Source organism: Mesorhizobium sp. M5C.F.Ca.IN.020.29.1.1, from assembly GCF_003997375.1.
Taxonomy (GTDB): domain Bacteria; phylum Pseudomonadota; class Alphaproteobacteria; order Rhizobiales; family Rhizobiaceae; genus Mesorhizobium; species Mesorhizobium wenxiniae.
The window spans coordinates 1-10,753 of the sequence record NZ_RZSW01000187.1 but is presented as its reverse complement, the minus strand read 5'-3'; the positions used below and the strand labels follow the sequence as shown (position 1 = coordinate 10,753).

12 protein-coding genes and 1 pseudogene are annotated in these 10,753 nt (G+C 61.5%); 4 read left to right on the top strand and 9 right to left on the bottom strand.

The window, feature by feature from the left end; genetic code table 11:
- A pseudogene (locus EOA85_RS16620) lies at positions 1-116 on the top strand (cell envelope biogenesis protein OmpA); the annotation flags it as partial.
- A 129-nt stretch (positions 117-245) separates the two neighbouring features.
- Here EOA85_RS16620 and EOA85_RS16615 read toward each other — a convergent pair.
- The 7 genes from EOA85_RS16615 to EOA85_RS16580 all read right to left on the bottom strand — a co-directional run bounded on the left by EOA85_RS16615 (position 246) and on the right by EOA85_RS16580 (position 7,895).
- On the bottom strand, positions 246-1,856 hold the full coding sequence (locus EOA85_RS16615) for a DEAD/DEAH box helicase (protein WP_164759699.1): 1,611 nt from the start codon (positions 1,854-1,856) through the stop codon (positions 246-248).
- Between the two features lie 191 nt (positions 1,857-2,047).
- Positions 2,048-2,821, bottom strand: a complete 774-nt coding sequence (locus EOA85_RS16610; RefSeq protein WP_065008218.1) for an NAD kinase — start codon at positions 2,819-2,821, stop codon at positions 2,048-2,050.
- 482 nt (positions 2,822-3,303) lie between these two features.
- Entirely contained in the window at positions 3,304-4,065 is a 762-nt protein-coding gene (locus tag EOA85_RS16600) for an MBL fold metallo-hydrolase (RefSeq protein ID WP_127210437.1), read from the bottom strand.
- A gap of 3 nt (positions 4,066-4,068) precedes the next feature.
- A complete protein-coding gene (locus EOA85_RS16595) occupies positions 4,069-5,133 on the bottom strand; it encodes an ABC transporter ATP-binding protein (RefSeq protein WP_127210435.1) in 1,065 nt (354 codons plus the stop codon).
- Positions 5,130-5,912, bottom strand: coding sequence for an ABC transporter permease (locus EOA85_RS16590; RefSeq protein ID WP_127210439.1), 783 nt, complete (start codon positions 5,910-5,912; stop codon positions 5,130-5,132). The genes EOA85_RS16595 and EOA85_RS16590 overlap by 4 nt, the downstream gene beginning before the upstream one ends.
- Before the next feature lie 17 nt (positions 5,913-5,929).
- Positions 5,930-6,775: an ABC transporter permease gene (locus EOA85_RS16585; RefSeq protein ID WP_127210433.1), complete on the bottom strand. Its 846-nt coding sequence runs from the start codon at positions 6,773-6,775 to the stop codon at positions 5,930-5,932.
- A gap of 13 nt (positions 6,776-6,788) precedes the next feature.
- Positions 6,789-7,895, bottom strand: coding sequence for a spermidine/putrescine ABC transporter substrate-binding protein (locus EOA85_RS16580; protein WP_127210431.1), 1,107 nt, complete (start codon positions 7,893-7,895; stop codon positions 6,789-6,791).
- 91 nt (positions 7,896-7,986) lie between these two features.
- Between EOA85_RS16580 and EOA85_RS16575 the strand changes: the two genes are divergently transcribed.
- Both EOA85_RS16575 and EOA85_RS16570 read left to right on the top strand, forming a co-directional pair.
- Entirely contained in the window at positions 7,987-8,601 is a 615-nt protein-coding gene (locus EOA85_RS16575; protein ID WP_127210429.1) for a TetR/AcrR family transcriptional regulator, read from the top strand.
- A 131-nt stretch (positions 8,602-8,732) separates the two neighbouring features.
- On the top strand, positions 8,733-9,149 hold the full coding sequence (locus EOA85_RS16570) for a hypothetical protein (RefSeq protein WP_245485816.1): 417 nt from the start codon (positions 8,733-8,735) through the stop codon (positions 9,147-9,149).
- Between the two features lie 212 nt (positions 9,150-9,361).
- On the opposite strand, the gene EOA85_RS16565 is transcribed toward EOA85_RS16570, so the two are convergent.
- The gene (locus EOA85_RS16565) at positions 9,362-9,571 is read right to left on the bottom strand and encodes a hypothetical protein (protein ID WP_342586968.1); all 210 of its coding nucleotides are present in this window, start codon (positions 9,569-9,571) and stop codon (positions 9,362-9,364) included.
- Between the two features lie 221 nt (positions 9,572-9,792).
- Positions 9,793-10,038 carry a hypothetical protein gene (locus EOA85_RS16560; protein WP_127210427.1) on the bottom strand — a complete coding sequence of 82 codons (246 nt, stop codon included), beginning with the start codon at positions 10,036-10,038 and terminating at the stop codon, positions 9,793-9,795.
- Between the two features lie 146 nt (positions 10,039-10,184).
- Between EOA85_RS16560 and EOA85_RS16555 the strand changes: the two genes are divergently transcribed.
- On the top strand, positions 10,185-10,577 hold the full coding sequence (locus tag EOA85_RS16555) for a hypothetical protein (RefSeq protein ID WP_127210425.1): 393 nt from the start codon (positions 10,185-10,187) through the stop codon (positions 10,575-10,577).
- The last annotated feature ends 176 nt before the right edge of the window (positions 10,578-10,753 follow it).

The window sequence follows — 10,753 nt, the reverse complement described above, 5'->3', positions numbered from 1 at the left end:
CCCGCCGCTTCGCCGTCACCGGCTTCGGCAAGACGCGTCCGATCGCTTCCAAGGCGACGGCCGCCGGCCGTGCTCAGAACCGCCGCGTCGAAATTCAGCTTTCACCGCTCACCTGAGCTGGACCATGATCCCGGACCTTCGGGTTCGAAAAGATCATGTTCAGATACGAACCCGAACATGAAGACGGCCCCGCAAGGGGCCGTTTCCGTTTAGGTATTCTGGATTTAAGGCGGACCGATATCTGATCAGACCTTGGCGACGATGCGCATGAAGGCGGGCATGTCGTCGCCGAATCCGACGGTCGCGTCATTGTCTTCCTGCCGATGGCGGGCAGGGCGATTGCCGTCGCGCTGCGGCCTGGTGTCGCCACGTTCCGGCGCACGCTGTTCGTTGCGATTGCGGTCGGGCGAAGCCTTACGTTCGGGCGAAGCTTGGCGCTCGCTATTTTCCGAGCGGATCGCTTGCTTGCGCGCGCGCCGCTCACCGGCATCGGCGACCGCGGTCTCGGCCGCCACGGCCTGTTCCTCGCGCCCCACAGCCGGTGCTGCAGCTTCGCTTTGCTTGGCGTGGCGTTCGCGTGGCTTGCGTTCGCCCCTGTCCTTGCGGTCATCGTCCTTGCGGCCGGCGCGGCGCGGGGCGCCGCGGCCACGGCGGGGAGCTTCGTCCTCTCCGCCCTCGCTGGCGACGACAGTCGAGAGATCGCCGTCATGCCACTCGATTTTGTTGCCGATCAGCCGTTCGATCGCGTCGATGTATTTGGTGTCGGACTTGGTGGCGATGGTGAAGGATTTGCCCGAGCGTCCGGCGCGGCCGGTGCGGCCGATGCGGTGGACATAGTCCTCGGCATGGATCGGCACGTCGTAATTGAAGACGTGGCTGACATCGGGGATGTCGAGGCCGCGCGCCGCAACGTCCGACGCAACGAGGTAGCGCAGTTTGCCGTCACGGAAATTGGCCAGCATCTGCATGCGCGCGCGCTGGTCCATGTCGCCATGCAGCGCGCCGGCGTCGAAATCATATTTCAGCAGCGAGCGGAAAAGCTCCGAGACCTCGATCTTGCGGTTGCAGAAGATGATGGCGTTCTTCAACTCCGCATCCTCGGCCCTTATCAGATTGCGCAGCGTCTCGCGCTTGTCCCAGGGTTTCGAGCCGGATTTCACCAGCCGCTGGATGATGTTTGTGGCGGCGGACGCGGCTTTCGAAACCTCGACGCGCACCGGCGCGTGCAGGAATTTCTCGGTGAGCTTGGTGATCTCAGGCGGCATCGTCGCCGAGAAGAACAGCGTCTGCCTCGTGAACGGGATCATCTCGCAGATGCGCTCGATGTCGGGAATGAAGCCCATATCGAGCATGCGATCGGCCTCATCGATGACGAGGATCTCGACGCCGTTGAGCAGAAGCTTTCCGCGCTCGCGGTGGTCGAGCAGGCGGCCGGGCGTCGCGATCAGCACGTCGGCGCCGCGCTCCAGCTTCTTGTCCTGCTCGTCGAACGACACGCCGCCGATCAGAAGCGCGATGTTGAGCTTGTGGTTCTTGCCGTATCTGATGAAATTCTCTTCGACCTGCGCGGCAAGCTCGCGCGTCGGCTCGAGGATCAGCGTGCGCGGCATGCGGGCGCGGGCCCGGCCCTTTTCAAGCCGGGTCAGCATCGGCAGCACGAACGAGGCCGTCTTGCCGGTGCCGGTCTGGGCGATGCCCAAAATGTCCTTGCCGAGCAAGGCGTGCGGTATGGCGCCGGCTTGGATCGGCGTCGGTTCGGTGTAACCGGCATCGGTGACTGCAGAAAGGACCTTCGGCGACAGGCCGAGGTCTGTGAAGGTCAACGCTTCTTGAGCGATCTGGGCGTCTGAGGACAAGTTTGGCTGTCTTTGGCTGGTTCGGGGGCGCAACATAAGCAGTCGCGGCAAGCGCCGCGCGCCTGCAAGATTGGTATTGCAGGTAGGCGCAAGCCCACGATTTGTCAACAGAAACGGGCGGGGAATGGTGTGATTGTGAAGTCGTAACCTTAATCGCCGTTCTTAATCGAGCTGCCCGTCGCTGTACCGGCTCAGTAACGGAACTGTTCGGCAAGAATACGCTCGTTCCACGAGTGGCTCGGATCGAACAGCAGCGTCGCCGTCACCGTTGGCGATTCTCGCACCGTCACCGAGGTTACGGCCTTCACTTCGGTGTGGTCGGCGGCGGCGTTCACCGGCCGCTTTTCCGCCTCCAGAATGTCGAAACGAACGGTCGCCTTGTTGGAAAGCAGCGCGCCGCGCCAGCGGCGCGGGCGAAACGGACTGACCGGGGTCAGCGCCAGCAGCGGCGCGTCGAGCGGCAGGATCGGCCCGTGCGCGGACAGATTGTAGGCGGTCGAGCCGGCCGGCGTCGCGATCATCACGCCATCGCAGTTCAATTCCTCGAGCCGCACTTGCCCGTCGACTGTGATCCGGATCTTGGCCGTCTGGTAGGACTGGCGCCACAGCGCAACCTCATTGATCGCCAGCGCTGAAATCGTTTCGCCCTCTGCCGTCACCGCCTGCATCTCCAGCGGACGGATCGTTTCGGCAACGGCCGCCGCGATGCGCCCGGTCAAACCGCTGGCGCGATACTCGTTCATCAGGAAGCCAATGGTGCCACGGTTCATGCCGTAGACTTTTTTTCCCGTGCTCATCGTGTCGCGCAAGGTCTGCAACAGGAATCCGTCACCGCCGAGGGCGACGACGATCTCTGCATCCTCGATGGACGTCTGGCCATAGCGCTCCGAAAGGCTCTCCAGCGCCGCCTTGGCGTCGGCGGTGTCGGACGAGACGAAGGCGAAACGGCTGGCGGCTTTGCTCATGGCTTCCCATTGGCGATGTGGATGGCGACCGGTTGGTGGCGACCGGTTGCTTGGGCCGCGCCAGCGCCGGGTTAGCATGGGACGGCAAATCTGCAAAGGGAGGCATGGGCTGCCCCAAACACAGCGCCGGGAAGAGCGCTGGTCAGGCGCTCGCGCATCGTATCGGGTGACAAGCGAATGTGATGGTTAAGAGGGGGATTAAACTCTCGTAAAGCCCGATCGATCATGTTAGCCGGCAGTGGATGGGCGGCGTGGGGGCCAGCCAGTCGGACCGATCTATTGCCCGTAACACGCCTGATTATCATCGTCCTGATGCTGGGAAGTTTTGCTCTTGCCTTTGCCCAACTGGTGCGCCAGTCGGAAGAGACGAGTTTGAGACCCCAACCCACGGCTTCACGCTGCGGCGATGCCGCCGGCACGCCGTGCCCGCAAAGGGCGTTGTGAATTCGTCAAGCGCTTCTCGCGATGCGATACACCGGTGCTTATCGCGCCTGCAGCAGATGACAGCCGGCCTGCCGCTTTTGTGCGAGATACTCGTCGATAAGCTGGTGGTAGCGTATCTTGCCGAAGCTCGGGAAATGACCGCCATGCACGGCCGCGACATCGAGCTCGCGCATCCGTAGCAGCGTTTCGACATAGTCGTCGACGGCGGAATGATAGACATCGTCGATCAGCGGGCCGTCATAGACGATGTCGCCGGAAAGCAGGATGCCGGTCTTCCTCTCGTAGAGCGCGATGCCGCCGGGCGAATGACCCGGGGTGTGGATTACCTCGAAGGCACGGTCGCCGAGATCGACGACATCGCCTTGCCCGAGCAAGCGATCGGCCGGCGCCGGCAGGATCCGGTAGCGCGCCGCGTCCCAGCCTAGCGGCATTCCATCGAACATTGCGTCGGTAGCGTAGCGGTCGGCAACCGTCCATTCATTGCGCGGATCGGCGAGGATTTCTGCCTCGGCCCGATGCACGCAGCGGTCCGGAAATTCGTGATGGCAGCCGATATGGTCGAAATGCGTGTGGCTGGCAACGCAAATGATCCTTCGCTCCGTCACCAGCGGCACGTGACGCCGCAGGCTGAAATGGCCGAGGCCGGTGTCGAACAGGAGATCGCGGTCGCGACCGCGCACATGCCAGATGTTGCAGCGGAAGAACGGCTTGATCCACGGCTCGTGGATCAGCGTCACGCCATCGCCCATGCGGATGGTTTCATACCAATTCGGAGCGTCGATGACCGGAAACGCGCCCATGGCTCAACTCGCCAGAAGGATGATGTCGCCAGCGTCGCACGAAACCGCAACGATGTCGCCCGGCTGGACGGTCGCAGCGGCGGCAACCTTGGCGATGAAGTGCAGCGCCGGGTCCTGCGCAGAAACGGCGAGCACGCGCTTGAAGCTGCCTTGAAACACAACGTCGCTCACCTTGGCCGTGCCGAGCCCTACAGCGCCGCCGGCCGCGCCGAGAACAAGGTGTTCCGGACGGACGGCGAGGGCGACAGTCGTCCCGGCCGGCAATGCGCCGGTCAGCGAAAGCGGTCCGACCTGCGTAGCGACAGTGATTGTTCCGTCCTTAGCCGCCGTCACCGCTCCGGATATCAGCGTGCTTTCGCCCATGAAGGTAGCGGAAAAGCGCGTCGCCGGCCGCGCATAGACGCGCTCGGGCGGCCCTTCGTCCTCGATGCGCCCATCATTCATCACCACGCAATGGTCGGCCAGTGCCATTGCCTCTTCCTGATCGTGGGTGACATGGATGAAGGCGGTGCCGACCCGCTTCTGGATCGCTTTTAGCTCGTCCTGCATCTGCCGGCGCAATTTGAGGTCGAGCGCGCCGAGCGGCTCATCGAGCAGCAGCACGGTCGGCTCGACCACCAGGGCGCGGGCCAATGCGACGCGCTGCCGCTGGCCGCCGGAAAGCTGGTGCGGCTTTTTGTCAAAAGCGGTGGCCAGCCCGACCAGCGCCAGCGCCTCGCGCGCCCGCGCGGCCCGTGTCGCGGCATCGACGCCTTGCATGCGCAGGCCGAAACCGACATTGCCGCCGACGCTCATATGCGGAAACAGCGCATAGTCCTGGAACACCGTCGTGGTCGGCCGCTTCGCCGGTGGCACGGCGGTGCAGTCCTCGCCGCGGATCAGCACCTTGCCTTCGCTCGGCGTGACGAAGCCGCCGAGAATGGACAGCAGCGTCGTCTTGCCGGAGCCCGACGGCCCGAGCAGGATCGTGTAGCTGCCCGGCTCGATTTGCAGCGAAACGTTCTTCAGCACGGTGTGTTGACCGAAGCGGTGCGAGACGGAGCTTATATCGACCAGTGGCGCCGTCATGCCGGCTTCCTCCGCAACAGCATCAGTTCGAACATTACCACCAGCACGATGGAGACGGCGAAGACCAGCGAGCCGACGGCGTTGGTCTTGGGATTGAGGCCTGAGCGCAGCAGGTTCCAGATCTCGACCGGCAGCGTCGTGTCGAAACGCGTCAGCAGGAAGGAAATCACGAATTCGTCCCAGGAGAAGGTCATCGACAGGAAGAAACCGGCGAAGATCGCCGGCGCCATCACCGGCACTGTGATCAGCAGCAGCACCTTCCGCTCGGGCGCGCCGAGGTCGCGCGCGGCGCGCTCGATGTTGATCTGGTGGTCGCCCATCTGGCTGTAGATGATGGCAAAGCACAGCGGCAGGTTGATCACGACATGGCCGGTGCCGGCGGCGAGCAGCGATTTTGGCACGCCGGCCCAGTTGAACAGCACCAGCAGTCCCATGCCGATGATGAGATAGCTCACCGTCAGCGGCAGCGTGATCAGCCCGCGCAGCAGACCTGAGCCGGGCAGGACGAAGCGTGCAAAACCCCAGGCGGAGAGGAAACCCAGCGTGACGGCGACAGCTGAGGAGATGGCTGCGACTAGAAGCGAATTGACCAGCGCCGAAGTCAGCCGGGTGTCGGCGAGCACGGCGTCGTACCAGCGCAGCGACGGCCCGGTGACGGGCGGGATCGGAAACGACGTCGCCTGCAGCGAAAACAGCACCAGCACGACCACCGGCAGGAAAATGAAGCCATAGATGGCTATGGCGTAGAGGCCGGACAGGATGCGAATGGCTTTGGCCACAGTGGAGGAGCGCATGGTCAGGCCCGCTCGATCTTCAGCCAGCGGGCGCAGGCGAGATAGGCAATGGTAACCACGGCCATCAGAATGATCGACAGCGCCGAGGCGAGCGGAAAGTCGCCGCGCCGGCCGATCTGCATCATCACCAACTGCGGCATCAAAAGTTCGTTGTTGCCGCCGAGGATCTGCGGTGTGATGTAGTCGCCGATGCACAGCACGAAGGTGAGAAAAGCGCCGACCATGATGCCGGGCAACGTCAGCGGCAGGACGACATGCAGGAACGTGCGCACCGGCCCGGCGCCGAGATCGGCGGCAGCTTTGCGGTAGCTGGGACTGAGCTGCTTCAGATTGGCGAAGATCGTCAGCGTCAAAAGCATGACGAAGAAATGGACGAAACCGATGATCGTGGCCAGCCGTGTGTTGGCCAGTTGCACCGGTTCCGCAAACAGGCCTGAGCCGGTCAGCGCGCGATTGATCACGCCGTTCTGCGCCAGCACCAGCAGCCAGGAGTAGGAGCGCACGACATAGGAAGTCCAGAACGGCAGCACCGCCAGCATCAGCGCCAGCCGCTGCCAGCGCGCCGGCACCTGTTCGGCCAAGATCCAGGCGAAGGGGTAGGCGAGCAGCACCGAGAACAGGGTGACGATGGCGGTGACCTGCAGCGAGTTCACCATCGCCTGCCAATAGGCCGGATTGTTGAAGAACTGGCTGTAGTTTGACAGGGTGAAGCCGCCGCCATCATGCGCCGTCAGGCTGGAAAGCGCCATGGCCAGGAAAGGCAGCACGAAGAACAGCAGCGTCCAGGCGAGCGCCGGCGTGACCAGCGCCCAGGGCAAGGCACGTCCACTGTTCGTGGCAGAGTTCATGACCGGCCACCGGTCATTGCGCCTGCAGCATTTCGGTCCAGACGTCCTGCATCTTCTTGTCGAGATCGGCATTCGGCGCCGGATAGGGCTGGGCGCGGGCCAGGAAATCCGGCTGCTCGTCGAAGCGCAGGATCTTCTTCTGCTCATCGGTCAGAGCCGCCTTGGTATTCGCCGGCATGCCCCAATAGCAGGCCGAGGTAGCAAGCCGCGCCTGGCCTTCAGGGCTCATGATGTACTGGATGAATTTCAGCGCCATATCCTTGTTTTTGGAATCCTTGAACATCGCCAGCGACTGCGACCACAGCACAGCACCTTCTTTCGGGATTGAGAAATCGAGGGCAGGGTTCTCCTTGGCCAGCCCGGCCGTCACCCATTCGCCGCCGCCGACCAGAATGTCGACCTCGCCGGTTGCCAGCGCGGTCTGGCTGGCAGTCACCTCGCCGACCAGCTTGGCGTTGGCCTTCATCTTCAGCAGCTCTTCCTTGATGGCGGGAAGGTCGGCTTCGGTCAGCTCGGCGGTCTGCTTGCCGATTGCCAGTGCGGCCATGCCAATGACCGGCAGATAGTAGTCGTAGATGGCGATCTTGCCCTTGTACTTATCGCTGGTCAGCGCAGCCATCGACTGCATGTCGGCCGGATCGACCTTGGTCTTGTTGTAGCCGATCGTGTTGTAGCCGAATTTTTCGGTGATGGCGTAGCGCTTGCCGTCGACCACGGTGGAGCTGTCCATCTTCACCTGGGGAAAGAGGTCGGCCAGCGGCAGTTTGTCTTCCGGCAACGGCTCGAACAGGCTTTTTTCGACGCCGCGCGGTACGTCGATGCTGTCGATCACCATCACATCCCAGTCGCCGGGCTGCGACTGTTCGACGATCGCCAAGCCGGCGCCGGTGCCTTCGAACTCCTTGACATTGACCTTGACGCCGTTGGCCTCCTCGAAGGGCTGCAGCAGTGCCGGATCGGCGTGATCGCACCAGATCAAGGCATTGAGATCGGCTGCCTGGGCGAGGCTGCCCGTCGCCAGCAGCAGTGCTGTCGCAGCACACGCGGCGTGAAAACGGCTCTTCAGGACGGAAAGCGGGTTCTTGGTAGTTGGATTCGTAGGCTTCAGATTGATGGACATCGAGTGTTCTCCCTTGCCTTTTTGGCTTCTGGCAAAAAATTGAACCAATTCTAAAATTGAGTCAATTCTGTTTTTATGGCAAATAGCAGATATGAGCGGATTGCGGGCAAGGCAAAAGGCGGATCGGCACCGCCGCATCATCGAGGCGGCCGCGGAGCTTTTCCGCGATGCCGGCTACGAAGGCGCCAAGATCGAGACCATCGCCGCGCAGGCCGAGGTCTCGGTCGGCACGATCTACAACTATTACCAGAACAAGGGCGACATCCTCGGCGCCATCGTTTCGATGGAGGTCAACGAGGTGCTCAATGCCGGGCAAGGCGTCGTCGCCAACCCGCCGGCCAATGTCGGCGATGCGCTGGACACGCTGCTCGGCATCTATATCGAGCATTCACTGCATTATCTCAGCAAGGAGATGTGGCGGCAGGCGATGGCGATCTCGACGCAACTGCCCGACAGCCCGTTCGGCCAGGCTTATACCGCGCTTGACCGGGCACTGACCGAGCAGATCCGCGCGCTGATCGCGAGGCTACAGGCGCTAGGCCTGGTACGCCGCGATATCGACGGGCAGGCCTTGGGCGAGCTGGTGTTTAACAACATGAACATGATGTTCATCGAGTTCGTGAAGCGTGATGGGGCGAGGATCGCCGAATTGCGGGCGGCAATACGAAGGCAGAACCGGATTTTGGTGGCGGCGATTGCGGTTTGAAGCGGGTGACCGTCTCAGGACCAGTCAGGAAGAACGGATTTCTGGCCAAAGGCACCGGTTCATAGAGTCGCCCTCTTGAGCTGTTCAAAAAAGACGATACACCCTAAGATTGTGAAAAGGGGGAGGGGTAAATGGGTGTTTCGATCTGGCACTGGGCAATACTGTTTCTGCTGATTGGCGTGCCTGTCCTTGTCGCTGTTCTGTCTGCGACCAAACCCTCACAGAATCCAGCGGGCCTTGTGGGGTTTGGAGGCTGGCTAATGCTGCTTGCGATCCTTCAGGCTTTGTCCACGCTGGGCGCACTCGTCGCATTGGGTTCGTCGAGTGACGGCTACCAACAACTCATGGCGCTGCCAAATGGCAGCCTGGCGGTCTACAGCGAGGTTGCCCTCTTGCTGGCGTTTATAGTGCTCCAGGTGGTTGTGTTCGTTGCAATGCTGCCGCGGAGATATCGCTTCAAGCAGCTATTCCTATACCAGTGGTTGCAATACCAATTGTGTTTATTCTGGATACGGTGTGGATTTCGGCGGTTCTTGGCGTCCCGATGAGCCAAATGCTCGCGGGCGGTGCACTAGCAGCGCCATAGTCTCTTTTGTACTGACCGGGATTTGGGTCGCCTACGCCTACAAGTCAGTCAGGGTGACGAACACGTTCACCAAGACGGTCGCATCTGGTCAAGTCGCGAGCGTGTCATAGAGGCGATAAGGCGCCTGCCACTCAGGCGCTGAATTCCCATCAACATTTAGCACGATCGGCAATTCTACCGGGCATGCTTGGGTGGCCGCGCACGGGGAAACGGCACGAGGGTCAATGGCGCCTTGCGGAATTCCGCGATGGCTATTTCCTCGATCAGGGAATCCAGCGCCTCGCTGACGCGCTGGCTCGTTTCGTCCATGCCGCAGAGCCGGTTTTGGGCACACTCCAAGAGCTCGCGCGCAGCGGCGAAGTCGCTTCGCATGACATCACCCATTTGGTTTTAACCCGCCGCCCTGACATTGTTGACGCGCCAAATTGAGCGATTGCTAATATACACAGGGGCATTTTAATCGAATGGCATTAGAATGGCCGGCCAGCAGGAGATGCCGGCCGGCCAGCATCGCCCTGTTGCATCAGGTTGGTTCGACTGAATTTTTCAGATGCCCCGGACGCTATCTGGAGAGGTTCGGGGTTTTGCGTTGCAGAACGCAAAGATTAGTCCTGATACGATCTTGGCCGGCTTAGAAATTCTCTCGCGGCGGCAATTTGGCGTCGATGCTCGCGCAGGAAGGTCAGGCTGAAACAGATCGAAAAGGCCAGTCCTGAAAGGACTATAGTTGCTTGCGAGGTCGGATCGGGATCGGGAATCATCAGGAAGCGGAAACCGAACGCCAACGCGAGGGCAACAAGGCTGCCATACATGCCACCAATAAAGGGGGCGATCGTGCGTTTCTGCTCCAACAGAGACTCCTATGGTTTCCACTAGGGAATATAAGCGTTGGAACTGATATGCTACGGTCCCAACCTGTGGAAATCGGGGATGAGCAGATATCGACCGCCTGAAGCAACGCGCGCCCGCCGGTGCCGTTGTACCGTCGCGCTATGCCGTGCAGCGCGCGATCATGCCCTTATGGACACGGGTTGTACGCACCTTCCAAGGGCGGGGAAAGGGCAAAGGCGCCAGCCGCTATGTTCCCGTCATCAACGTTCTGGAATTGGCAACCCAAGGCAAATTTCCGCACCGGCCCACGATACCGGGCCAGTTGATGAGCAGGATGAACCGGCCCACGCCAATGGGCCATCAGCGGCCCACGACGCCAGAGAGGGCGAGAAAAGAGACATACGGCCACAGGATGGCGAGGGACAAGTTTGCCGAGATGCTTCGCCAACTCGGCGTGAACGATGAGGGTGAAATCGAATTTCGCCGTGTTCTAGTCGATTTCTGGACTGGAAAAGATGAGGAGGAATCGAGAGGTGGTGCCGATACCCCGACGAGTTGAACGACAATCTCCCTCGCGAAAATGATGACGACCACGCCATTCGCTCTCTGCATTGGAAGGAAGCAGCATGAAGGCCAGACATAGCGACAGAAGGGAGCATCAATGGCAGCAACCGTACCCAGCGACAGCGACCGACCATTCCGCGGTAAGCGCCTATCGTGGTGCGAATTCTACAC